Raw genomic sequence first — 23,593 nt, forward strand, 5'->3', positions numbered from 1 at the left:
CCCAACGCGATGTCACAACCAATCAGGCCGCGCACAGCCGTGCCGGGTGGGGATCTTGGTCTTCATAAGGGCTATGGAATGCCCTGCTCGTGATGGCCTGCCTCGGGCCGTAGTCGCCGCCAATTTTTTGGCGTGCGTTAGTATTATGTTAAAGATTGGCGATCTGGTTTCATTTTGAAAGCGATTCTAATGGGTATCGGTAAATTGTCGCAAAATCGGTGGCGTGATGGCAACACATGTCGTTTTGCCCCCGCGCGCCAGGTTTGGCGAGTGATTGTGCTGTGGCGATGCCCGCGCTAAGCCTGTGTTTCGTGACATTGCCCAAAAAGAAGAAGCTAGCCGATGACCATCGATCCCGTGGCCCTATGTGCCGATTTGATCCGCTGCCCCTCTGTAACACCAGATGAGGCAGGGGCGCTGGTCTTGATGCAAGATCTGTTATCGGCGGCAGGGTTTTCATGCACACGCGTTGATCGCAATGGCACGCCGAATCTCTTCGCGCGCTGGGGGAATAAATCGGCATCACGGCGTTTCGGGTTCAATGGTCATACCGATGTCGTCCCGGTGGGCGATCTGGCCGCTTGGACACATGGACCGTTCAGCGCAGATATCCAAGATGGCATTCTTTGGGGGCGGGGCGCTACCGATATGAAATCTGGCGTGGCAGCTTTTGCGGCGGCGGCGGTGGATTTCGTTACCCAAACCCCGCCCAAAGACGGTGCCGTTATCCTCGCCCTGACTGGTGATGAAGAAGGGCCGGGCCGTGATGGCACGCTTGCATTGCTGGATTGGATGCAGGCGGAAGGCGAATCGATGTCCGTATGTCTGGTCGGGGAACCCACCTGCCCGGAAACCTTTGGGGATATGATGAAAATCGGCCGGCGCGGATCGATGACCTTTTGGATAGAGGCACAGGGCGTTCAAGGCCATGCAGCCTATCCTCACCGCGCTAAAAACCCGTTGCATGCGCTGGTTGATCTGCTGGGGCAAATGACCGCTCAGCCGCTCGATGACGGGACCGAGCATTTCGACCCTTCCACTTTGCAGATCACAACAGTGGATTGCGGTAACCCGGCGAATAATGTCATTCCGGCCCATGCCAAAGCCACTGTCAATATTCGGTTCAACGATGCCCATAGCGGCGACGGCCTCATTGCCTGGGCGCAGGGGCTGGCCGATGCTATCACGGCAAAATCGGGCGTAACATTCGCGCTTAATCCGGTGATTTCCGGGGATAGTTTCGTAACCCCTCCCGGGGCGTTCGTGGATCTGGTTGCTGCGGCGGTTCGCGCGGAAACTGGCTTGACCCCGGCATTGTCCACCTCTGGTGGCACCTCGGACGCCCGATTTATGAAAAACCATTGCCCGGTGTTGGAATTCGGCTTGGTTGGCAAAACCATGCATAAAGTCGACGAACATATCGAAATCGAACAGATTTCTCAGCTTAAATCCGTGTATCTGCGTGTGTTACAGGCGTATTTCTCATGATCCAAATCTGCGAAGTAGATGATTTGACACAGGTTCATGCCCTGCGCTTGGCCGTGTTTTGCGATGAACAAGGCGTTGCCGTCGAAGATGAACTTGATGACCTTGACGCACAGGCGATTCATCTCCTCGCACGCGACGGCGATCAGGCGGCGGCCACCGCCCGACTTTTCGTCAAAGGCAGGCTGGGAAAAATCGGCCGGGTCTGCACGGCCCAAACCCATCGCGGCACAGGGCTCGGCCTGCAGCTGATGCAGGCCGCCATGCAAAGCCTGCGCGACAGGGGCTGCACCCGGGCCTATCTCTCGGCGCAGGTGCCTGCGATTGCATTCTACCAAAAGCTTGGCTTTGTGGCTGAAGGCCCCGAATATGACGATGCGGGTATCGCGCACCGCGACATGTTCGCGCCTCTTTCATCTTGCTCTTAAATATCCAAAATCCGCGATCGGCCGCAGGCGCGTCCCTTGGCTCTGCTCAGATCGGCCAGCCCAGATCACGCAGTCGCTGCGCCATCGCTGCCTCAAACTCCGGACGGCCTGCGTTCAGCGCGGTCATATGCAAGAACCACGTCACATAGCGTTGATAATCGGCCTCATAGTCCAGATGCCGAAACGCTTCGTCCAGCCCATCGCGCGGCACGGACCCGGCAATATGATGAAATTCGCTTTGGGCGAATAACACCAATGGTTTTTGCAAGAACAACCCCTGAAATCCCAATCCGCTGTTTTGGGTGACAACGCCATGGCAATGGGGCAGGATTTTTTCGGAATGTCCGGTCCGCACCGTCAACCGGGGATAGGCATGTTGTAACTTTCGCAGGGCGTCGGTCTCTGCGGTGGAATAGGTCTCGCGCGGGTGCAAGGTCGCAACCACCGGTTCGGAACGTCGCTGCAGAACCTCTTCCAACATCCGCAATGGGCTCATGGATTGAAAAGACCGCTGCTCCAACAGCTTGCCTTGTAACGGCACAAACAAAAAACCGTCATCTGAGACATGCTTGCCCCCCTCATACAGACGGTTCAGCCAGCCTTCATAAAACCAGCCCAGCTTGCCCATATCCACCACCGCAGGATCAAACTGCGCTTTGGCGACGGGCCATTCCCACCGCTCCGCCATACGTTCGATCCGCCAAAACGGCCCGACATAGCTTTGGCGACAGGTCAACGCGTTCTCATGGCCGGGTTCTTCCATGTGATACAGGGTATACCAACTGTTATCACGGGCAGTGCGCCGATTGTCCGGGGTGCTTTCCGCCATCTCAACATGCCAGCCCTCATCCTCTATGCCGATAATCAGGCGGCGAAAGAAATTCCGCTGCCCGGCCTCGATCTGATCGATGGTCGGTTTGCTCAAAAGAAGATGTAAAACGCGCTCTGTCATGTGTCTCACGCTAGCCAATGATGTGCGCGCCGAAAAGGGGGAAGGGTTGTAAGCCGGCGGATGGACGCGCATATCTGCTTCAAATACGGAGGATATAATGTCGGACGATAAATTTCCCGGCTGGCACGGGACAACGATCATCGGTGTCCGCAAGGGCGGCAAGGTGGTTATTGCAGGCGACGGTCAGGTCAGCCTTGGCCAAACGGTCATCAAGGGCACGGCCCGGAAGGTTCGCAGGCTTAGCCCCGGCGGCCATGATGTGATTGCCGGGTTCGCGGGCTCGACTGCGGATGCGTTCACATTGCTGGAACGTCTGGAAGCCAAGCTAGAGGCGGCGCCGGGCCAAATGGCGCGCGCCTGCATCGAACTGGCGAAAGACTGGCGGACGGATAAATACCTGAAAAATCTTGAGGCGATGCTGATCGTGACGGATGGCACCGATCTATTCGTCATCACCGGCGCGGGCGATGTGCTGGAGCCTGAACATGATATTGTTGCCATCGGCTCGGGTGGGAATTTTGCATTGGCCGCAGCACGGGGCCTGATGGAAACGGATCTGGACGCAGAGGCAGTGGCCCGCAAAGCCATGGCGATTGCTGCGGATATTTGTGTTTATACCAATGGCAAGCTGACGGTTGAGACCATTGGCTGAGCTTACGTCACAGGATCTGCGTGCCTCTGTTGCGGCCGGCCAACTGACCGAAGCGCAGGCGGCGTCCATCTTGGCACTGGCACAAACGCGCGCGGGATACCGCAGCGCGATGTCAAACGAGGATGAGCCATTTGAACTTTTCCGTGGGTTCGCGGAAATTTTCGTGACGGTTGGCCTGTCGATCCTGTTTTTCGCGGCTTTTGGTCTGATTGGTTTGGCGGGCGGCGGCGCTGTGGCCCTGATTATCGTGCCGCTAACCGTCGTCCTGGCGGAATATTTCACGCGGCGCCGGCGTATGGTGCTGCCTTCGATGTTTTTGACCACGGCACTGGCGGTGGCGATTGCCTGGGCGGCATCAGATGCGACGGACCCGATCAGTCTGATATCGAACCGCAGCGGGGTGCTGCTGGCGCTGGGCCTGACTGTGGCAGGGCTGTTCCTTTGGTTCCTGCGCTACCGGGTGCCTTTCACCATGTTTTTAATAGGCCTGTGCGGATTTCTGGCGATCGTTGATCCGCGTTCTGTTTTTGCGGTGATGATGCCGGGGTCACAAGGTCTGCGCAGCGCTATGGACCTGACGCAGGCCGATAGCGCAGGTCTTGCGATGTTGATCTTTGGCCTGTTGGCTCTGGCGGGCGGGATTTGGTTCGATATGCGCGACCCGCATCGTCTGGGGCGGCAATCGGCCAGTGGTTTTTGGCTGCATGTGTTGGCGGCCCCTGCCTTGGTGAATACTGTGGCGGTCACATTTTTCAACATGGGGCCGGGTTCGGGTTATGGGTTGCTGACCCTGACGTTGCTTGTGGCGGCCGTGTTGGCGCTGGTGATTGACCGCCGCTCTTTCCTGACGGCAGGGCTGGGCTACATGGTATTCCTGTTGATTTACGTTTTTGCAGATGACCAAAAGCCGCTGTCATGGCTGGTCACGCTGCTGGTGCTTGGTGCGGGTTTGACCGCGCTGGGCGCGGGTTGGACGGCCCTGCGCGGGCGTTTGATGCGCATGCTTCCTGATTTCCCGGGCAAGACCCGGCTCCCCCCTTATACGGAGTAAGATATGACCAATCTCACCCCTCGTGAAATCGTATCCGAGCTTGATCGCTTTATCATCGGGCAACGCGATGCGAAACGCGCCGTTGCTGTGGCGCTGCGCAATCGGTGGCGGCGTCACCAATTGCCCGATGACTTGCGCGATGAGGTCTATCCCAAGAACATTCTTATGATCGGCCCAACAGGCGTTGGCAAAACCGAAATCTCGCGGCGTTTGGCCAAGCTGGCGCGCGCGCCTTTCCTTAAGGTCGAGGCGACAAAATTCACCGAGGTGGGCTATGTCGGGCGTGATGTTGAACAGATCATCCGTGACCTGACCGAAGCTGCGATGATCGAAACCCGCGATCACATGCGTGAGGATGTGAAATCACGCGCCCATGCATCGGCAGAAGAAAGGGTGATTGACGCGTTGGCCGGCACGGATGCACGCGAATCCACCCGTGAGATGTTTCGCAAAAAGCTGCGCGATGGCGTGCTTGATGATAAGGAAATCGAGGTCGAGCTGGCCGATCAATCCGGTGGCATGCCGCTGGGGATCATGGGTAACCAGCCCGGTATGGAACAGCAGATGCAGGGCCTACAGGACCTGTTCAAAAACTTTGGTGGCGGGCGTAAAACGCGTAAGAAAGTCACCGTAGCCCAAAGCTATGAGCTTCTGATCTCGGAAGAGGCAGATAAGCTGCTGGATGATGAAACCGTCAAGGCTGCCGCATTAGAGGCGGTGCAGCATTCGGGCATCGTGTTCATCGACGAAATCGACAAGGTTGCGGCGAAACAGGACACGCGTTCAGGCGATGTTTCACGTGAAGGCGTGCAGCGTGACCTGTTGCCATTAATCGAAGGTACGACTGTTTCGACAAAATATGGCCCGGTGAAAACGGACCATATCCTGTTTATCGCCTCTGGTGCGTTCCATATCGCGAAACCATCCGACCTTTTGCCTGAACTTCAGGGCCGCTTACCGATTCGGGTTGAACTTCAGGCGCTGACCGAAGCGGATTTCGTGCGTATCCTGACCGAAACCGATAATGCGTTGACCCTGCAATACCGGGCGTTGATGCAAACTGAAGAGGTCACGGTGGATTTCACCGAAGACGGGATTGCGGCGCTGGCGCGTATTGCCGCCGAGGTTAATGGATCGGTCGAAAATATTGGTGCGCGCAGGCTTTATACCATCTTGGAGCGGGTGTTTGAGGATCTGTCCTTTGAGGCCCCTGACCGCACCGGCGAAACCGTTCGGATTGATGCCGCCTTTGTCGAAGCCCATGTGGGCGCATTGGCCAAATCGGCAGATCTAAGCCGCTACGTTTTGTAATCGGACATATCGCAAGGCTGGGCCGGCATAGGCCTGGGCTTGCGATCCGGTTTGGGGTGGGCGCAGCCTTTGCTATAATGCCAGTGTTATCGCAGTTTACGCAGATAGACATAATAGGCGCCTTGCCCGCCGTGGCGTTGATGGGCCTGGGTGATTTGCATCACAACCGGGGCCAGCGGGGCCTGACGCAGCCAATGCGGCACCTGATGGCGTAGCACGCCAAGGCGCTCAGGCATGATCCAGCCCTCATCCTTATGCTTGCCTTTGCCGGTAATCACCAAAACCAGACGATGTCCGTGATCTTGTGAGCGCAAGATAAAGCGGATCAATTCAGGATGCGCTTCGGCCTGTGTCATGCCATGCAGATCGATGCGCGCGTCCGGAGACAATTTGCCGCGGGTCATCGACCGATGTGCTTTGCGATCCATCTGCACGGGCTGCGCCGCCAGATGCTCGGTCAGGGACGGGGCGGGGGTGATCTTGACATGTTTCGCGGCCGGTTTGGCACCGATGCGCAGCCGCGACAGATCTGTGGGCGGTGCGATAGGGTTGACCTTGGCGGGTGCTGGGCGCGGCGGCGTCGCGGTCTCGGGCGTGATGTCGGGGTCACGCGGGGGATGGGCCGCACGGGCAGTCGCGGCCACACGGTTCCACAGCTCGCGCTCTTCTGATGAAAGTTTCCGGCGGCGGCTCATATGATCCGCCCTTTGTGCCAAGGGCTTGGCATGCAAAACGCCGCCCGTGCGGCGGCGTTCACGCTGATAATGGGGGCCGCCCGCATGGGGTTAACCGCCCGTGGCGACAAGCTGCCAGTTGGGATCTTCTGCCGCCATCATCCGCGAGAAGGTCCAGATATCGCGCTGTTTGCGCGGCACTTTCGGATCGCCCTCGACAATGGTGCCATTGGCATCGCGTGCTGCGGAAATCAGCTCCCCACCAAATCGCACCGTCAGCTCTGCTTCGCTGGTCTGAGCGTTGAATTGCGCGTCTTGCAATGTCAGCTCACGCAGGCCAAGGAATTGTGCAGTGACTTCCAAGCCACGGGCCTTGCGATCTTCGACCGCCGTTTCAAATGCTTCATAGACCGGCGGGGCCAAGAAGGGGCGCACTTGCTCCAACTCTCCGCGTTCAAAGGCCATCAAGATCATCTCATAGGCCTGACGGGCACCTTTCAGAAATTCCGAGGCCACGAAATCAGGCTCTGCGCGTTTCATCTGTGCCAACGCCAATGCGGCGGTGGATCCTTCGGCGAAATGATCGGCGATATCTGGATCTGGGCCGCCTTCAATCACCTCGAACGACTTGCGCTCAAGCTTCGGGGTGCGGGGCGTTTGATCAATGGGCTTTTCATACCCTTCCCGTGTGCCCAACACATTTTTCAACTTGAGGATCAAAAAGATCGCGACCCCGGCCAGGACAATAAGCTGAATAACTGCGTTGTTCATTTGAACCCCTTTTGGGTGGGTTGGGTTTTACATCGGTCATTGTGCACATATGTAAGCTATGGGCGCGTTCAAGTCCATGTCCGCACCCGATACGTTACAGAGGAAAAGAAAACATGTGGATCTTTCTAGCCTTCTTGATGGTCCCGCTGATTGAAATCGGCCTGTTTGTTCAGGTTGGCGGGGTGATTGGCCTGTGGCCGACGCTGGCGATCGTTATTGTTACGGCCGTGGCGGGCACGTCATTGGTCAAAAGTCAGGGTGCGCAGGCGATGAACGATTTGCGCCGCTCCATGGCAGAGCTGCGCGATCCCAGCCAGCCGTTGGCACATGGCGCGCTGATCCTATTTGCGGGCGCGCTGCTGCTGACGCCGGGATTTTTCACCGATACATGCGGCCTATTGCTGCTGGTACCAAGGATTCGGATGTGGGCGATGACGCAGATTGCGAAGCGCGTCAAAGTGCAAAGCTTTGGCATGGGGCCTCAGCCGGGCGGGCGCCAGACTGGCCCACGCGATACGGTGATTGACGGCGAATTTCAGGAAGTGGATGTCGATGCGCCCCGGTTTGACAGCAAACCGCCGGGCGATTCCGGCTGGACCCGGCATTGAGCGTCAGCCAAGCCGGTGCTAAACACGCTGTAACCGAATTGGGAGAACATCATGACCGAAGAGACCACGCCGACAGCGGATCCAGCCGCAACGCCCGAACAAGCCGCGATGAAGATGCAGATCTTGGCGCAATTTACCCGCGATATGTCCTTTGAGAACATCGTCGCGCAAAAGGGTTTGCAATCGTCTGATGTGCAGCCCGAAATGCAGGTTCAGGTCAGCCTTGATGCGAAAAAACGCAATGTTGAGAACCAATATGAGGTGATCTGCAAATTTAAGGTTACAGCCAAGAATAAAAACGGTGAAACGCCGCTGTATTTGCTGGAGCTTGATTACGGTGGGATCTTCCATATCGAAGGCGTGCCGGCGGATCAGCTGCATCCGTTCTTGTTGATCGAATGCCCGCGGCAGCTGTTCCCATTCGTGCGGCGTATCGTGTCGGATGTAACCCGTGACGGGGGCTTCCCGCCCTTTAACCTGGATATGGTGGATTTCGTGGCGCTGTATCGTGCAGAATTGGCCCGCCGTGCCGAGGCCCAGCAGGCTGAAAGCACGATCAACTGATCTTTCGACAAACCATGTGATATGCGCACCGCCGTTGGGCGGTGCGTTTGCGTATGAAGGACCGAAATGGATACGCTTATTCCTGCCTGGATCGGGGACGATCTGCATCCGGTTGATAAACTGGCGGCCCATCAGCGTGGTCTACGCCACAAGGCTGTATCTGTTTTCGTGATGGATGGGTCCAAAACCCTGATCCAGCAGCGTGCCGCGCAGAAATACCACTCGCCCAATCTTTGGGCCAATACGTGTTGCACCCATCCCTATTGGGGGGAGACGCCGTTGGACTGTGCCAAGCGCCGTTTGCGGCAGGAATTGGGGATCACCGGCCTGACGCCGCGCCATCGGGATCGGCTGGAATATCGCGCTGATGTCGGTAATGGGCTGATCGAACATGAGGTGGTGGACATCTATCTTGCACAAGCCAACAGTGATCTGTCCATTGCACCAGACCCTGCAGAGGTGTCGCAGACCCGCTGGATTGAGCTGGCCGACTTGCAACGCGAAGTCACACATGCGCCGGAGCGGTTCTCAAAATGGATCGCGGTATATATGGGCGCGCCGGCGCAGCAGATCTTCGGCACTATGATGTGTCCAATGACATAAATCGACAGGGCGTGCGGCGGGAATTCGCCCAAAGCCTGTGATGGGATGATCACTTCTGTTGATAATGGCAAAAACTCTTGTCTAGCTTAGCGTAGGACACTGGCAATCTGCCGCTCAAGCTGCAAATCATAAGAAAAAGCAGTTTTGGGGGCAGGGCGTGAAAACCTCACAATTTATTTTGGCCGCATCCTTGGCGACAGGGCTTATCGTGCCGGCGTTTGCGCCTGTATTGGGCCAACAGGTGACGTTCGATGTTGCGGGCGGTGACGAAGATTTGAAGGCAAGCCTAGAAGCGGATTCATTGATCCGTCAGAAGGAAGGTGAAGAGGACGCGCAAGCGCAGGATTATTTTGCCGCCGCGCGGGCTGAATATGCTCGGCTTCTGGGGGCTTTGTATGATCAGGGGTATTTTTCACCGACGATTTCGGTCAAGGCCGATGGGCGCGAAGTGTCTGCTATCCCGCCGCTGGATGCGCCTGATACGATCAGCGCGATTGCCGTGGCTGTTGATCCGGGCCCGAAATTCACCTTTTCACGCGCCGATATTGCGCCGCTGGCCCCCAAGACTGATCTGCCTGACGGGTTTGCCGTAGGCCAGACCGCGCGCACCAGCGTGATCCGCAGCGCCGCCAGCGCGGCGGTGACAGGCTGGCGCAAGGCGGGCCATGCCAAAGCCGAGGTTTCGGCGCAAAAAATCACCGCCGACCACCGCAGCGATACATTGGAAACCGCGATTGACCTTGCCCCGGGACCAGAGGTCACGTTTGGCACTGTGACGATCACCGGGCTGGATCGGATGAAGCCGTTTCGGACCCGCCAGATCGCCGGCTTTCCGACTGGGGATAAATTTGACCCAGATGAGCTGGAAGTCGTGCGCACGCGCTTGCGTCGTTCTGGTGCGTTCAGTTCCATCACCTTGACCGAGGGCCAGACATTGGGCCCCGATGATACGTTGGATTACACGCTGGGGTTGGTTGAAGAAAAACCGCGTCGTCTAGGCGCTGGCGTCGAATATTCCACATCAGAAGGGCTGGGCCTGACAGGCTATTGGCTGCATCGAAATCTGCAGGGCGGTGCGGAACGGCTGCGGATTGATGCCGCGGTGACAGGGATCGGGGGCGGTTCGGGCGGTATGGATTACAGCCTTGGCGGCCGTTTGGAGCGCCCGGCGACATTCACGCCGGACACCACGGCTTATGTTCAGGCCTCTGTCGCGCATAATGACGAAGAGGATTACGTCGAGGATACGTTTTCAATCGGCGGTGGGGTGACGCATTACTTTAGCGATATCCTGACCGCAGAAACCGGTCTGCAATATAGTTGGTCCGAGGTCACGGATGCCTCCGGCAAGACACAGTTTCAGCAAATCGCCGCGCCGACCACGGTCACTTGGGATAAGCGAAATGTGCCGGCCAATGCAACGCAGGGGTTTTATTTGGAAGGCGGGGCGACCCCATTTGTGGGCCTGTCGGATGAAACGGGTAGCGGGGTCCGGCTGACCGCAGACGCACGGGCCTACAAGGGGTTCGGTACGGATGACCGATTTGTCTTGGCCGGGCGGTTCCAGCTGGGATCTGTTATGGGGTCGGATCTGGCGGAAACACCCCGTGATTACCTATTTTATTCCGGCGGTGGTGGCACCGTGCGCGGCCAGCCCTACCAATCACTGGGCGTGACCGAGCTGGACAATGGAACGCTGAAGACAGGGGGGACGCAATTTGTCGGGTTCTCGGGCGAATTGCGTGCTGGCGTGACCAAATCCATTGGTCTGGTTGGGTTTTATGACGCGGGCTATATCAGCGCCGGCGACTTTATGGACAGTGATGGTGAATGGCAGTCCGGCGCTGGGCTGGGGCTGCGATACAACACGGCCATCGGGCCGTTGCGGCTGGACGTTGCCGCGCCAGTGTCGGGTGACACAGGCAAAGGCGTTCAACTTTACCTTGGATTGGGGCAGGCATTTTGATGAAACGCGTTCTGGCGACGATGTTCCTGGCGGTATGGCCCGCCATTGGCTTTGCTCAAGATGGCGCGACGGATGCGCAAGCAGGGGCGGCGACGGCCGAACAGACCCAGCGCGACCGATCTTATCTGACCGGTCTGATCGAAGACAAATTGTCAGGCAGTGGGCGGCAAATCCGTCTGGACGGGTTTAAAGGCGCGCTAAGTTCCCGTGCGACCTTCGACAGCCTGACGATTTCGGACGACCAAGGCGCATGGTTGACGATTACCGATGGTGCGATGGCCTGGAATCGCTCTGCCATATTGCGCGGCGAGTTCGAGATCGACGAACTGTCCGCCGCCTCGATAGAGCTGCCGCGCTTACCTGTCTCAGAGGCGGCCACCGTCTCGGCAGAGGCGCAGCCCTTTGCATTGCCTGATCTTCCGGTGTCGGTCGTGATTGGCAAGCTGGACGTGGCAAAGGTGTCGCTGGGCGCGCCGATCATCGGTCAGGCGCTGCAATTTTCGGCCAATGGTTCGGTCACGCTGAAAGATGGCGATGGCAATGCCAAGCTGAATCTGACACGCACCGACGACGTTAAAGGCACGTTTGCCCTGACCGCGTCCTATGGCAATGCCTCGCAAGAGCTGTCGGTGGATCTTTTGGCGGATGAGGGCAAGGGCGGACTGATTTCCAGCCTTGTGGGTTTGCCGGGCGAACCGGCTGTGACGCTGGCGGTGGCAGGATCTGGCCCATTGTCGAATTTCTCGGCCAATATCTCGCTTGCGACAGACGGTCGGCCGCGGATCAGCGGTCAGGTCGTGATGCGTGATGCCGTGGCAGAGGGCGCGCCTGCAGGATCTGATCCTGAGCGCCAGTTCAGTGCCAACCTGGCCGGCGATGTGACACCGATGCTGCCCGAAGCCTATCGTGGGTTCTTTGGCGACAGCTTGACGCTGAAAACCGATGGTGCGGTGAAACCCAATGGCGCGATCGAATTGTCCGATCTGACGCTTGATGCGCAAGCGATTGATCTGAATGGATCTTTGTTGTTGCTTCCGTCGGGGCTGCCCGAAAAAATTGATCTGAATTTGAAATTGGGTCTTAGCAATTCCGAAATGGTGTTGCTGCCGATTTCCGGTGCGGACACGCGGTTGCGCACGGCAGATCTGATGCTGGGCTATGACAAGGCGCAAGGCGACGGCTGGTCGTTGACCGGGGACGTGACGGAATTTGAGCGCGCCGATGTGGTGATGCAGGGGCTGCGCCTGAACGGCTCTGGCCGAATTTCACAGCGTGATGATCAACCGCCAACCGTGGGCGGCACTGTGCAATTTGCGGCCTCTGGCTTGAAAATGACCGATCCGGCATTGGATGCGGCGGTGGGGCCGTTTGTTACCGGAAAGACATTGTTTAACTGGCAACAAGGTGCGCCGATCCGACTGTCCAACCTGAATGTAAAGGGCCAGGATTACGGGCTGATTGCGCAGCTCCAATTTGAACAACCTGAAAGCGGGATCGTTCTGGCCGGGCGTGCATCGCTGCGCCATGATGATTTGTCGTCATTGGCGGAACTGGCGGGCATGCCATTAAAGGGCGCGGTGCAGGCAGATATTGCCGGTAACTCAACGCTGTTGTCTGGGGCGTTTGATGCCGACCTGACTGTTATCGGACAGGATTTGGCGATTGGGCAGCCACAGGCGGATGCGGCGTTGAAAGGCAGATCACAGATCGCTTTGGTGGCCAGCCGGGATGGAAACGGTTTGGTGATTGACACGCTTACGGCCAATTCTGCGGCGTTGCAGGCGCAGGCATCGGGCGTATTGGCAAGTGGCGCAAGCCAGCTGGATCTTGATGCAACGGCAGATTTGGCGGTTCTGGGGACGGGCTATTCCGGTGAGATTACCGCCAAGGCCAGTCTGAATGAAACCACGGCTGGACGGGCGGTGATCATGAACGCATCGGGCCGTGATCTGGCGGTGGGGATTGCCGATGTAGATCCCTTGCTGCGCGGTCAGACGGTTCTGGTGGTGGATGCATTGGAGAAAGATGGCGCGATCACGTTGAATGATTTCACCGCCCGCAATCCGCAGATTGATGCACAGGTCAGCGGTTTATATGCTGCCGGCGCGTCGGATCTGGTGGCCAAGCTGCAGGCCAATCTGCCCACGATGTCGCGGTTTGGCGGCACGGTGACGGCGGATGCCACTTATAAGGAAACCGGCAGCAAGCGCGACATTACACTGGATGGCCAGACGCAGAACCTTGCGATTGGTCAGGCGCAGGTCGACAGCCTTTTGCGCGGCGTGACCAAGCTGTCATTACAGGCCAGAGAGGACAATGGGATGATTGAGGTCCAAAACTTTGATCTGAAAAACCCGCAGCTGTCAGCGCAGGCACAGGGGGCCGCACAAGGGTCCAACCGTAAGGTCGATCTGTCGGCACGGCTGAACAATATGGCGCTGCTTGTGCCCGGCTTTGCCGGCGCGGCCACGCTGAGCGGATCTGTTATAGATGATGGTGCGGGCTATGATGTGGATATTTCCGCGACCGGGCCGGGCGGGGTTGATGCCGATGTGTCAGGCCGTGTGGCCCGCACGCTGGCCAATGCCAATCTGGCAATCACAGGTGGTGCGCAGGCCGGGCTGGCGAATATGTTCATCGCGCCACGCACGGTGGATGGGCCTATTCGTTTCGATCTAAATTTGAACGGGCCACTGGGGCTGCAATCGCTGAATGGCACGATTTCGACCAGTGGCGCGCGGGTCAGTGCGCCGACACTGGATCTGGTGCTGGAGGGTATTGACCTGACCGCACAGATGAATGGTGGCCGGATGACGCTGAACGGCGGCGGTGCGCTTGGCACCGGGGGGCGGATCTCGGTCAACGGGCCGATAACCCTTTCGGCGCCTTATCAAGGGGATCTGACAGTCACGCTGGATCAGGCGCGGCTGCGTAACCCGGATCTGTATGATACCAAAGTTACCGGCGCAGTTCGGATGAATGGCCCCTTAACGGGTGGAGCGCGGATTTCGGGCAATTTGACGCTGTCGGATACTGAATTGCGCGTCCCCTCCACCGGTTTGGGCGGGGTTGAATCGATCCCTGATATGACTCATGTGAACGAAGGGGCTGCCAGCCGGACCACGCGCGCGCGCGCAGGCCTGTTGGACAGTGCTGGCAATGGCGGCGGTTCCGGCGGGGGTGGCGGTGTGGCCTATCCGCTTGATATTACCATTTCCGCGCCAAACCAGATCTTTGTGCGGGGGCGTGGTTTGGATGCTGAGCTGGGCGGCAGTTTGCGGATCACTGGAACCACAGCAAATGTCATTCCGATCGGGTCATTTTCATTGATGCGCGGACGTTTGGATGTGCTGAGCCAGCGCTTCACCCTGGACAAAGGGGAAATCTCGCTGCAGGGCGAATTCGTGCCTTATATCGAATTTGCCGCCACCACGACAAAGAATGACTACGCGATCACCATTTCGATCTATGGCAATGCCACCACGCCAGAGCTGTCATTTACCTCATCGCCGCAATTGCCCGATGAAGAGGTCTTGTCGCAATTGCTGTTCTCGCGCGGATTGGACAATATCTCGGCCATTCAGGCGGCGCAGCTGGCCTCTGCTGTGGCGACATTGGCAGGCAAAGGTGGCAATGGTATTGTAGCCAATCTGCGCAAGTCAACGGGTCTGGATGACCTGGATGTTGGCACCGATGATCAGGGCAACGCAACTTTACAGGCCGGAAAATACCTGTCCGACAATCTGTATACCAACGTTGAAGTTGGCAGCGATGGCACGACCGAGATCAATCTGAACCTTGATATCACCGACCATATCACGGCGCGCGGCACAGTGGGGTCCAGCGGCGACAGCGGTCTGGGCGTGTTCTTGGAAAAAGATTACTGATCACCGCATCACCTTATAAAAGACCCGCGGCATAGCGCTATGCCGCGGGTCTTTTCTGGTAGAAAGCGTGACATGCAGATTAGCCCAATGCGGTCAAGAAGCCTTTCGACCACCAGGCGACATCGTGTTTCATCAGCCGGTCCATCAGGGCGTCATGACGTCTGCGACGGTCAATCAGCGGCATCGCCAAAGCCGTCATGATCGAGGTCGCCATCTGTTCGGTGTCATGTGGGTTTACGATCAATGCGTCGGGCATCTGTTCGGCTGCGCCGGCGAATTGCGACAAGATCAAAACACCGGGATCATCGCGATCCTGAGCCGCCACAAATTCCTTTGCCACAAGGTTCATCCCATCCATCAGCGGCGTCACCAGCGCAACATCCGAGGCCCGATACAACCCGGCCAGAACCTCGCGCGGGATCGGGCGATTGATAAACCGGATCGGCGCCCAGGAAATATCCGCGAATTGGCCATTGATACGGCCCGATAGCAGCTCTGTCTCTTCGCGGATATTGTCGTAGGCTTCAACGCCTTCGCGGGTGGGCGGGCTGATTTGCAGCATCGAGACATGTCGGTGCCAATCCTCATGCCGTTCCAAAAATTCGCCAAAGGCCTTGAACCGTTGCGGCACACCTTTGGTATAATCCAGACGGTCCACGCCGATCATCAGCCGGCGTTCGGGCTTCAGCACCCCTGCGGGAAGCTTTTGCACCTGTTCTTCGGCCAATGTGCGGAATTCATCCGCGTCGATGGCGATAGGGAAGGCGGCAATTCGGGTTTGCCGCGGCTCCATATAGACAAACCCACCGGCCAGTTCTTGTGCATTGCCCAGCTCGACCATCGCCGCCATAGCATTACGCACATCGCGTTCGGCCTGCATCCCCACAACGTGATAATGCGACATCCATTCCAGAATCTCGGTGCCGTTGGGCAAGGCCTGCAGCGCAAGCGGCGTTGGAAAGGGCGTATGCAAGAAAAAGCCGATGCGATTGCTCAGCCCCATATCGCGCAGATATTGGGCCAACGGTAGCAATTGGTAATCATGCACCCAGATACGATCATCGGGCTGCACCACCTCTGCTAACATTCGGGCAAGGCGGCGGTTCACCTCTTTGTAGCTGTCCAGATATTCGGCATGGATTTCCATGATATCGGTGCGGCCGTGAAACAGTGGCCACAGCACCTGATTAGAGAAACCGAAATAGTAGTTCTCTTGCTCATTCTCGGACAGGTCGAAACACATGCGTTCGAATGGCCCGCCCTCAACCGGGCGCAGGCGGTTTTCCGGGTTTTCGACAATCTCACCAGAGGTGCCGATCCAGATCCCTTTCGTGGACATCAATGTGTCATGCAGCGCCACGACCAGGCCGCCAGAGGGGTTCGGCCCCATAGGTATCCGATTGGAAATACAAATCAAACGTCCCATATCAGCGCTCTAACCCTGTGTTCAGCCATGACAGAACCGACGCGGGGTCGGGCAGGTGATAGCGTGCGCAGCTGTCGCCTTCGCCAATTTTTACGCCGTATCCGCCGTTGTCCTCGCAATAGCGCAGGGCAGGTTCGTCGGTTGTATCATCGCCCAAATAAACAGGCATGCGCCCGTCAAAGGCATCATGCGATTGTAAAATCCGTAGTGCGCCATCCTTGGAAAACCCATCGGGGCGCAGTTCAAACGCCATTTTGGCGGGCTGCACGGTGAAGGCTGGATGATCGGCTGCAAGCTGCGTAACGAAGGCTTTTACATCGGGCTCCATCTCTGGTCGGTGACGAAAATGCACACCGCCGCCGTGGCTTTTATGTTCATATAAAAGGTCATGATCCTTGGCAAAGGCGCGGAGCTGGTCTTGCAGCGCCTCCATTCCGTCTGGATCGCGTTGCAGCGGCGGGGCGATACCGCGCGCTTGTGATCCATGCGAGCCGATCATGATACCGTCAAACCCGGTCAGGAATGCCTCCAGCTCATGCAAGGAACGTCCTGATACGATGGCTAAAGCTCCGTCACACGCGGTTTCAAGCGCGGTTAGCATTTGCCCCATATCAGGGGGCACATGCACCCCGTCTGGGGTTGGCGCGATATCAACAAGCGTGCCATCAAAATCAAGAAACAGCGCAGAGCTGGCGCAGTCAAAAGCGGGCGGGCGCGGTGTGGATCCGCAGTGTTCCGTCAGTTTCATAGCTTCTTTCTATGTCGCTTTGTCGCAGAGTCCAATGACGTGCATTGACGCATGACAAAAACGCGATATGTCGGAGGTTGGTTCCCCAGATGCCATCAGATAGGACAATTACTATGAAAATCGAGCCAAATCCGCGTCTGGCCCATGCCCCGGCGGATCATCCCGCTGTGCCGCAGGCCAAAATCGGGGTGCTCATCGCGAATCTTGGAACGCCAGATAACACCGATTACTGGTCGATGCGGCGATATTTGGGTGAATTCCTGTCTGATAAGCGGGTCGTGGATTACCCTGCGTGGAAATGGCAACCCATCTTGCAGGGGATTATTCTGACGACCCGGCCATCGGCATCGGGTAAGAATTATCGCTCGATCTGGAATGAAGAGGCGGATGAATCGCCGCTGATGACCATCACGAAAAAACAGGTGGTCAAGCTGCGTGAGGCCGTCGAAGCCCGTTATGACGCACCGGTGCAGGTGGAATTTTGCATGCGTTATGGCAATCCGTCGACCAAAAGCGTGGTCGAAAAGATGGTGCAGAACGGTTGCGAAAGGATCCTGTTTTTCCCGCTGTATCCGCAATATGCCTCTCCAACTACCGCGACGGCGAATGACGAATTCTTCCGCGCCTTGATGAAGCAAAAGCGCCAACCGGCATCGCGCACTGCACCGGAATATTTCGACCGCCCGTCGTATATTGAGGCTTTGGCCCAATCGGTGGAAAAAGCCTATCCCACCGTGGACAGCCGCCCGGATAAGTTGGTGTGTTCGTATCATGGGATGCCCAAGCGGTTCTTGATGGAGGGCGACCCCTATCATTGCCAATGCGCCAAGACGACACGACTGCTGCGCGAACGTCTGGGTTGGCCCGTGGAGGCGATCGATACCACGTTTCAATCGGTGTTTGGGCGCGAGGAATGGCTTAAACCCTACACCGTGGAGCATGTCGCAGAGCTGGCAAAACAGGGTAAAACCAATATCGCGGTGATTTCGCCTGCGTTTTCTGCTGATTGCATCGAGACACTGGAAGAAATCCAAGGCGAAATCTGCGAGGCATTCGAACATGCCGGGGGGAAGGAATTCACCTATATCCCCTGTTTGAATGATGATGACATCCACATCACGGCCCTGTTGGAAGTGGTGGAAGAGAATCTGAAAGGCTGGATCGACTGATATCGCCTTGATGGTCCGGGCGCGTGGCAGTTTCCAAACGCCCGGATCATTTGACCTACATCACCAATACCTGTGTGCCCGGCACCGTGCGCGCGAACAGATCTGCGATATGTTCGTTATACAGCCCGATACAGCCGTTAGAGCTTTGTCGCCCGATTTTGCGCGTATCATGCGTGCCGTGTATCCGGTAATATTTCCATGACAGATACAGCGCATGCGTGCCCAACGGGTTGTTGGGGCCCGGCGGCACGAAATCCGGCCACTCGGGATTGCGTCTGCGCATCGCTGGGGTGGGGGACCATCCCGGACCGGCGACTTTTCGGGTGATCTTGGTGCGGCCCAGCCGGGTCAGATCCTGTGATACGGGCACCGATGTCGGATACAGCAGGTAGGTCTTTGCATCTGGCGCCCAGAAATGCAGGCTGCGCGAGGCGATATCGACCAAAATCGCACCATGCGTCAGGCTTTTGAAGTGATCGGTCCAGCGGCGGGCCTTAAAGCTGGAGATATTTCGCCGCTGATCGCTAAGCCCGGATGTTTCATAGCTCTCACTGATGTCGCGCGCTTGGATAATGCCCGGCGCGAAGATGGCCCCGGCACAGCTGGCGCTTGTTAGAAATGCACGTCTGGTAAATGGTCCTGTCATTGGTGAAATCCCTGCCTATGACTGTTTGTCCGCGTTATGGCCGCGGTGAAATAGTGCGTCGATGTCTCATATTGCGGCGAAAGCGGCCTTTCACGCAACTGTGGGTTTGCGAGAGTTCTGCCGAATGTGTAACGGTCGAGACAGATTTTTGAGGTGATACAATGAACTCCAGCACGGCGATGCCTACGCGAGCGCGCAGATCAACCCTTATGGCTTTGACCCTGATCGGGGGCCTTGCGCTTGCGGCCTGCACTCAGCCAGAGCCAACATTGGGCCCCGACGGCAAACCTTTGCCTCAGCTGTATCGGATTACGGAATCTGATGCCGAAGTCATTCCGACCCGCGTGGTCGAGGCAATGAACTCCCTTCGGTCTGTGCGCGGAACGCGGCCTGTGGTCTTGAACCAACAGCTGGCGATTGCGGCGGCGGCACATAGTCAGGATATGGCGAAGCAAAACCGGCCATGGCATTGGGGCTCTGATGGATCGTCCCCGCTAACACGCGCTGCGCGCGCGGGCTACCGAGGTGAGGTTCTGGGAGAGACGATTTCAGAAACCTATGAAACCGAAACCGAGACATTATCTGTGTGGATGGGCCAGCCTGAGACGCGTGATGTGATCTTGAACCCGGAGGCCACGCAGATGGGGTTCGCCTGGTATCAAGAACCGTCGGGTAAGATTTGGTGGACCATGGTCACAGGGCGCTGACACCACGCGCAGCCCGTGCTGACAGTCAGATGAAATGGCGCAAGGCTTATTCGGCCTGCGCCATTTTTCATTGTCTGGGGCGATCAGGCATAAAAAAGGCCCCGAAACAGGGCCAATTTCGTGCTGCTGGGGGGCAAGACAATTGCGACATCAGGGAAAGATGAAGATGGGCGTGCCGATACGCACCATGGAATAGATTTCCTCGATCTCTTCATCTTTTACGGCGATGCAGCCTGCCGTCCAGTCTTTGCCTTTGCCCTTATTCGCCTTGGCGCGACCGTGGATAAATATGTCGCCACCGGGCTTTTTATTCTGACTTTCCGCATAGGCGCGATCGGCCGGGTTTGGATAGGAAATGCCAATCGACAGATGGTAGCGGGAGTTCGGGTTTTGCCGGTCGATGTAATATAGCCCCTCCGGGGTTTTACTGTCGCCTTCAAACCGTTTCGGGCCAATAGGGTTTCCGCCCAGGCCGAATTTGTATTTCTTGATCACCGTATTGCCGGAAAACAGATACATTTTTCGGTCGGCTTTGAACACCTGGATCTGTGTCACCGCGGGACCGGAATAGGTGATGAATTTAGACCCTGGTTTACCGCAGGCCGCCAGAATGGCGACGGTGGACAAGCCCAAGAGAAGGGTTCTGCGCTGCATTTTGGATCGCTTTTTTGCTGCTCGTTTATCAGGGTAACCTATCTGAAAAACGCCATTGGGGAAACTGGGGTTTTCGTAAAGCGATCACTCCCGCGTGAAGGCGGCGGCCAATTCGCAATGCGATGACCAGCGGAACTGGTCCACGGCGATCAGATCGCGCAGCACAAACCCGGCAGCAATAAGCTGCGCGGCATCGCGGGCGAAACTGACCGGGTTGCACGAGACATAGACCAATCTCTTGACATTGGCGTTACAGATTTCGGCGGTTTGGGCCTCGGCGCCATTGCGCGGCGGGTCCATGACGATGGCGTCATAACGGTTCAGCTCATCAGGAAGCAGCGGCCGGCGATACAGGTCGCGCGCCTCATGGCTGATCCGTTTCAGGCCCTGCGCTTGGCGCCAGCCTTGGTCCATCGCTTCTAACATCGGGGCTTCGGCCTCTACCGCGTGCATTTCGGCGGTGGCGGCAAGCGGCAGGGTGAATGTGCCGCAGCCTGCGAAAAGATCGACGATCTTTGCCGCGCCGGATGTCCAATGCTGCGCGAAATCGACCAAAACCGCAGCGCCTTCGGTGGTGGCTTGTAAAAACGCACCTGGCGGCGGTGTAACCTTGGCCGCCCCCATCGCCTGATAGGCCAGCCGGCGGGCGGCGACAGTTTCGCGATTCCACGAGATTCGCGCCAAGTCATGGGTTTCGGCAGTGGCAGAAATCTGCGCGAACAGCTCGGGTGTCATCTCTTTGCCACCGGTTGCGGCAACCTCTACGCCGGCTTCGGACAGGGTCATAGCGAAGGCGATCTCACCTTTGCGGGTCGCGCCGATAACGGTCAAGTCGCGCAGCGCGGGGATGGCCGCCACGAGTTCCGGGCGCAGCAGCGTGCAATTGGGAATTTCAGTCATGATCCCGGAGGCCCTGCCGTGAAATCCAACCAGAGCGGATTTCTTCGTGCGCCGTCCCGATAATGTTGCGCGGCGGCGTGAACGGGGCGGGGAGGTTTCGATCCGTGTGACCCGTGCGGAGACATCGCGGCTGGCCAAGGCGGATTCAATGACCTGTGTTTTCCACTGTGCCACAAATGCGTCAGAGCCATGCTGCAAAGCGCAGCCACCGCAGGTCTTGTAATGCGGGCATGGTGGCCGGACTCGGCTGATCGATGGCGTCAGGATCTTCGGTTGTGCAATCCGGCCCTCGCGCAGATCACCCGTGATTTCTTCGCCGGGCAGCGTCATTGGCGCATAGATTGTGGAGTGGTCACTGTCATGGGCCACCCCATCGGCCTGAATGGAAAGGCGTTCGATCTGGTAGCTGGTCATGGTCCGGGCTCGCTTTGGCTGGGAATGGCCTGCGATTTAGCAGCTTCGGCGGCTGCGGCCAATGGGTGTTGGGCGGATTGCCGGCGTTATTCTGCCGCGTCGCAATCGGTTGTGTCATCCTGTGTGCCGATGAACCCGCCCGATTGACGCTCCCAATACCGTGCATATAACCCATCTTGGGCCAGAAGTTCGGAATGGGTGCCAGATTCTGCGATCTGGCCATGGTTCAGCACGATGATCCTGTCCATCTGTGCAATGGTTGACAGACGGTGGGCAATGGCCAGGACGGTTTTGCCCGACATCACATTGTGCAATGCGGTTTGAACCTGCGCCTCTACTTCCGAATCCAGCGCCGATGTGGCTTCGTCCAGCACAAGGATCGGTGCGTCTTTCAAAAAGGCGCGGGCTAGCGCGATACGCTGGCGTTGACCGCCTGACAATTTTACACCGCGTTCGCCCAGCCGAGCGTCATAGCCGGTGCGCCCTTCGTTATCAGCCAGGTTTAAAATGAAATCATGCGCTTCTGCGGCTTTGGCGGCGGTGATCATTTCGGCCTCACTTGCATCTGGCCGACCGTAAAGAATGTTCTCGCGCGCAGAGCGGTTGAACATCGCAGTTTCTTGCGTGACCATCGCAACCTGGCGGCGCAGGCTTTCCTGGGTGAGGGTTTTGATGTCACGGCCATCCAGCCGCATTGCGCCCTTTTCGGTATCATACAACCGAAGCAACAGCGCCACGAGCGTTGATTTCCCCGCGCCAGAGGCCCCGACGATGCCAATGCGCTGTCCGCTGGGGATCATCAGATCCACGTCATGCAGGCCGCCCGAGCCTCGGCCATAGCTAAAGCTGACATTGTCGAAATGCACCGCCCCCTTGGCACGCCCGGCGTCCACCGCATCCGGGGCATCCAACAGCGTATGGGCGGGGGTTAATGTGGCCATGCCATCTTCGGCCTCGCCAACCATTCCATAGATCTGCATCAAGGACATGGATACCCAGCCCGACATCTGGGCAATGCGCATCGCCACGGCACCTGCAGCGGTTACATCGCCCGGCGTCGCCGATCCCTGATGCCACATCATCACTGCACTGCCCACCAGCAGCACTGGCAGCAACCCTGATAATGCCATTTGGCTGATACGATATCCGGTAGAGACTTTGCCAAAGGCAATCGCGCGGCTGCGGAACACATCCATGGATTCTAATGCTTCGCGGTCTTCGTGCCCGGTGTTGGCGAATAGTTTGACGGTCTTGATGTTGGTGATCGTGTCAACGACCTTGCCCGACACGGTGGCACGGGCCGACGCGCGCGCCTTAGACCGCACCCGCACCTGCGGTAGGAAATGCCGGACCAACGCGCCATAAGCCACCAGCCATAACACCAGGGCCAGCGCCCCCCACGTGTCAATGCCCGCCAGCAAGACGATGGAACCGACCACGGATGCCAATGCGAACATGCCGGTTTCTATCGCACCAAGCGCGGTTTCGGTGACAGCCCGCGCAGTTTGCATCTGCTTTTGCGCAATGCGGCCTGCAAAGTCATTGTCAAAGAATGTCACAGCCTGGCCCATCGTATAGCGATGCAAACGCGACAGGACCTGCGGGAAAATATTGGGTTGCACCAGCAATTGGTTCGCGGCCGATGAAATGCCAAACACAGCCGGGCGAATGATCAGATAAAACGCCGCAAACCCAAGCAAAATTGCCCAATTGTCAGAGAATGCTCCGGCGGCCGTTGAGGAAATAAGCTGATCAATCACCCGTCCCAGCAGCCATGCCGAAATCACCTCCATTGATCCGGCCAGCCCTGTCAGCACAGCCGAGAGCGTCAGCACAGGCCAAGCGCCGCGCAGGCACCACGTGAAAAAAGCGCCAAGTGTGCGGGGCGGGGCGGTTTTGGCAGGCCGGAATACGTCGATCATGAAAATCTCCTTGCGCCCTGACCATATAGTCCACAGGCATCTTGGAGAAACCACG

General features: G+C 57.7%; 21 protein-coding genes. 12 read left to right on the forward strand and 9 right to left on the reverse strand.

The genetic code is table 11. From position 1 onward, the window contains the following. Positions 1-342 precede the first annotated feature (342 nt). Both dapE and BFP70_RS15300 read left to right on the forward strand, forming a co-directional pair. Positions 343-1,488 carry a succinyl-diaminopimelate desuccinylase gene (dapE, locus tag BFP70_RS15295; RefSeq protein ID WP_066012517.1) on the forward strand — a complete coding sequence of 382 codons (1,146 nt, stop codon included), beginning with the start codon at positions 343-345 and terminating at the stop codon, positions 1,486-1,488. After that, a complete protein-coding gene (locus tag BFP70_RS15300; protein ID WP_141693223.1) occupies positions 1,485-1,913 on the forward strand; it encodes a GNAT family N-acetyltransferase in 429 nt (142 codons plus the stop codon). The genes dapE and BFP70_RS15300 overlap by 4 nt, the downstream gene beginning before the upstream one ends. Positions 1,914-1,959: 46 nt before the next feature. Here the strand turns inward: BFP70_RS15300 and BFP70_RS15305 are convergent, their stop codons facing one another. Beyond that, complete coding sequence (locus BFP70_RS15305; protein WP_176715581.1) at positions 1,960-2,838, reverse strand: hypothetical protein; 879 nt, start codon at positions 2,836-2,838, stop codon at positions 1,960-1,962. 124 nt (positions 2,839-2,962) lie between these two features. On the opposite strand from BFP70_RS15305, the gene hslV reads away from it, so the two are divergent. The 3 genes from hslV to hslU are packed head-to-tail and all read left to right on the forward strand — an operon-like array spanning position 2,963 to position 5,879. Further along, positions 2,963-3,517: an ATP-dependent protease subunit HslV gene (gene hslV, locus BFP70_RS15310; protein WP_066012519.1), complete on the forward strand. Its 555-nt coding sequence runs from the start codon at positions 2,963-2,965 to the stop codon at positions 3,515-3,517. Further along, positions 3,510-4,568, forward strand: a complete 1,059-nt coding sequence (locus BFP70_RS15315; protein WP_066012520.1) for a hypothetical protein — start codon at positions 3,510-3,512, stop codon at positions 4,566-4,568. The genes hslV and BFP70_RS15315 overlap by 8 nt, the downstream gene beginning before the upstream one ends. 3 nt (positions 4,569-4,571) lie before the next feature. After that, the gene (gene hslU, locus BFP70_RS15320; RefSeq protein ID WP_066012521.1) at positions 4,572-5,879 is read left to right on the forward strand and encodes an ATP-dependent protease ATPase subunit HslU; all 1,308 of its coding nucleotides are present in this window, start codon (positions 4,572-4,574) and stop codon (positions 5,877-5,879) included. An 86-nt stretch (positions 5,880-5,965) separates the two neighbouring features. Here hslU and BFP70_RS15325 read toward each other — a convergent pair whose 3' ends face one another. Continuing rightward, on the reverse strand, positions 5,966-6,574 hold the full coding sequence (locus tag BFP70_RS15325; protein WP_066012522.1) for a Smr/MutS family protein: 609 nt from the start codon (positions 6,572-6,574) through the stop codon (positions 5,966-5,968). 90 nt (positions 6,575-6,664) lie between these two features. After that, positions 6,665-7,324, reverse strand: coding sequence for a Tim44/TimA family putative adaptor protein (locus tag BFP70_RS15330; protein ID WP_066012523.1), 660 nt, complete (start codon positions 7,322-7,324; stop codon positions 6,665-6,667). A gap of 113 nt (positions 7,325-7,437) precedes the next feature. Here BFP70_RS15330 and BFP70_RS15335 point away from each other — a divergent pair, with 113 nt between their 5' ends. From BFP70_RS15335 to BFP70_RS15355, 5 genes are all read left to right on the forward strand, one after another. Further along, positions 7,438-7,932: an FxsA family protein gene (locus BFP70_RS15335; RefSeq protein ID WP_066012524.1), complete on the forward strand. Its 495-nt coding sequence runs from the start codon at positions 7,438-7,440 to the stop codon at positions 7,930-7,932. Positions 7,933-7,983: 51 nt separating this feature from the next. Continuing rightward, entirely contained in the window at positions 7,984-8,496 is a 513-nt protein-coding gene (gene secB, locus BFP70_RS15340) for a protein-export chaperone SecB (protein ID WP_066012525.1), read from the forward strand. A 66-nt stretch (positions 8,497-8,562) separates the two neighbouring features. Next, positions 8,563-9,099, forward strand: a complete 537-nt coding sequence (gene idi / locus BFP70_RS15345) for an isopentenyl-diphosphate Delta-isomerase (protein WP_066012526.1) — start codon at positions 8,563-8,565, stop codon at positions 9,097-9,099. Positions 9,100-9,256: 157 nt separating this feature from the next. Beyond that, positions 9,257-11,065: an autotransporter assembly complex family protein gene (locus BFP70_RS15350; RefSeq protein ID WP_066012527.1), complete on the forward strand. Its 1,809-nt coding sequence runs from the start codon at positions 9,257-9,259 to the stop codon at positions 11,063-11,065. Further along, a complete protein-coding gene (locus BFP70_RS15355; protein ID WP_066012528.1) occupies positions 11,065-14,952 on the forward strand; it encodes a translocation/assembly module TamB domain-containing protein in 3,888 nt (1,295 codons plus the stop codon). The genes BFP70_RS15350 and BFP70_RS15355 overlap by 1 nt, the downstream gene beginning before the upstream one ends. A 79-nt stretch (positions 14,953-15,031) precedes the next feature. On the opposite strand, the gene BFP70_RS15360 is transcribed toward BFP70_RS15355, so the two are convergent. Both BFP70_RS15360 and otsB read right to left on the reverse strand, forming a co-directional pair. Then, on the reverse strand, positions 15,032-16,378 hold the full coding sequence (locus tag BFP70_RS15360; RefSeq protein ID WP_066012529.1) for a trehalose-6-phosphate synthase: 1,347 nt from the start codon (positions 16,376-16,378) through the stop codon (positions 15,032-15,034). A gap of 1 nt (position 16,379) precedes the next feature. Beyond that, positions 16,380-17,126 (reverse strand): trehalose-phosphatase, encoded by a 747-nt coding sequence (gene otsB, locus BFP70_RS15365; protein ID WP_066012530.1) that lies wholly within the window; start codon positions 17,124-17,126, stop codon positions 16,380-16,382. 113 nt (positions 17,127-17,239) lie between these two features. Here otsB and hemH point away from each other — a divergent pair, with 113 nt between their 5' ends. After that, positions 17,240-18,295, forward strand: a complete 1,056-nt coding sequence (gene hemH, locus BFP70_RS15370) for a ferrochelatase (protein ID WP_083217545.1) — start codon at positions 17,240-17,242, stop codon at positions 18,293-18,295. Positions 18,296-18,350: 55 nt separating this feature from the next. Here hemH and BFP70_RS15375 read toward each other — a convergent pair whose 3' ends face one another. Continuing rightward, entirely contained in the window at positions 18,351-18,941 is a 591-nt protein-coding gene (locus BFP70_RS15375) for a L,D-transpeptidase (protein WP_066012532.1), read from the reverse strand. Between the two features lie 209 nt (positions 18,942-19,150). Here BFP70_RS15375 and BFP70_RS15380 point away from each other — a divergent pair, with 209 nt between their 5' ends. Next, positions 19,151-19,648 (forward strand): CAP domain-containing protein, encoded by a 498-nt coding sequence (locus tag BFP70_RS15380; protein ID WP_066012533.1) that lies wholly within the window; start codon positions 19,151-19,153, stop codon positions 19,646-19,648. A 150-nt stretch (positions 19,649-19,798) separates the two neighbouring features. On the opposite strand, the gene BFP70_RS15385 is transcribed toward BFP70_RS15380, so the two are convergent. From BFP70_RS15385 to BFP70_RS15395, 3 genes are all read right to left on the reverse strand, one after another. Next, the gene (locus BFP70_RS15385; protein ID WP_066012534.1) at positions 19,799-20,302 is read right to left on the reverse strand and encodes a murein L,D-transpeptidase family protein; all 504 of its coding nucleotides are present in this window, start codon (positions 20,300-20,302) and stop codon (positions 19,799-19,801) included. An 84-nt stretch (positions 20,303-20,386) separates the two neighbouring features. Then, a complete protein-coding gene (locus BFP70_RS15390; RefSeq protein ID WP_066012535.1) occupies positions 20,387-21,616 on the reverse strand; it encodes a class I SAM-dependent RNA methyltransferase in 1,230 nt (409 codons plus the stop codon). A gap of 86 nt (positions 21,617-21,702) precedes the next feature. Continuing rightward, positions 21,703-23,538 (reverse strand): ABC transporter ATP-binding protein, encoded by a 1,836-nt coding sequence (locus tag BFP70_RS15395; RefSeq protein WP_066012536.1) that lies wholly within the window; start codon positions 23,536-23,538, stop codon positions 21,703-21,705. Positions 23,539-23,593 lie beyond the last annotated feature (55 nt).

The sequence above is a fragment of the Thioclava sp. SK-1 genome (assembly GCF_001705665.1).
In the GTDB taxonomy this organism is placed as follows: domain Bacteria; phylum Pseudomonadota; class Alphaproteobacteria; order Rhodobacterales; family Rhodobacteraceae; genus Thioclava.

Excerpts from the sequence above, each read along its gene's own strand:
- dapE (WP_066012517.1), top strand. The coding sequence starts at position 343 with ATGACCATCGATCCCGTGGCCCTATGTGCCGATTTGATCCGCTGCCCC.
- BFP70_RS15300 (WP_141693223.1), top strand. The coding sequence starts at position 1,485 with ATGATCCAAATCTGCGAAGTAGATGATTTGACACAGGTTCATGCCCTG.
- hslV (WP_066012519.1), top strand. The coding sequence starts at position 2,963 with ATGTCGGACGATAAATTTCCCGGCTGGCACGGGACAACGATCATCGGT.
- hslU (WP_066012521.1), top strand. The coding sequence starts at position 4,572 with ATGACCAATCTCACCCCTCGTGAAATCGTATCCGAGCTTGATCGCTTT.
- BFP70_RS15325 (WP_066012522.1), bottom strand. The coding sequence starts at position 6,574 with ATGAGCCGCCGCCGGAAACTTTCATCAGAAGAGCGCGAGCTGTGGAAC.
- BFP70_RS15330 (WP_066012523.1), bottom strand. The coding sequence starts at position 7,324 with ATGAACAACGCAGTTATTCAGCTTATTGTCCTGGCCGGGGTCGCGATC.
- BFP70_RS15335 (WP_066012524.1), top strand. The coding sequence starts at position 7,438 with ATGTGGATCTTTCTAGCCTTCTTGATGGTCCCGCTGATTGAAATCGGC.
- secB (WP_066012525.1), top strand. The coding sequence starts at position 7,984 with ATGACCGAAGAGACCACGCCGACAGCGGATCCAGCCGCAACGCCCGAA.
- idi (WP_066012526.1), top strand. The coding sequence starts at position 8,563 with ATGGATACGCTTATTCCTGCCTGGATCGGGGACGATCTGCATCCGGTT.
- BFP70_RS15355 (WP_066012528.1), top strand. The coding sequence starts at position 11,065 with ATGAAACGCGTTCTGGCGACGATGTTCCTGGCGGTATGGCCCGCCATT.
- BFP70_RS15360 (WP_066012529.1), bottom strand. The coding sequence starts at position 16,378 with ATGGGACGTTTGATTTGTATTTCCAATCGGATACCTATGGGGCCGAAC.
- otsB (WP_066012530.1), bottom strand. The coding sequence starts at position 17,126 with ATGAAACTGACGGAACACTGCGGATCCACACCGCGCCCGCCCGCTTTT.
- hemH (WP_083217545.1), top strand. The coding sequence starts at position 17,240 with ATGAAAATCGAGCCAAATCCGCGTCTGGCCCATGCCCCGGCGGATCAT.
- BFP70_RS15375 (WP_066012532.1), bottom strand. The coding sequence starts at position 18,941 with ATGACAGGACCATTTACCAGACGTGCATTTCTAACAAGCGCCAGCTGT.
- BFP70_RS15380 (WP_066012533.1), top strand. The coding sequence starts at position 19,151 with ATGGCTTTGACCCTGATCGGGGGCCTTGCGCTTGCGGCCTGCACTCAG.
- BFP70_RS15385 (WP_066012534.1), bottom strand. The coding sequence starts at position 20,302 with ATGCAGCGCAGAACCCTTCTCTTGGGCTTGTCCACCGTCGCCATTCTG.
- BFP70_RS15390 (WP_066012535.1), bottom strand. The coding sequence starts at position 21,616 with ATGACCAGCTACCAGATCGAACGCCTTTCCATTCAGGCCGATGGGGTG.
- BFP70_RS15395 (WP_066012536.1), bottom strand. The coding sequence starts at position 23,538 with ATGATCGACGTATTCCGGCCTGCCAAAACCGCCCCGCCCCGCACACTT.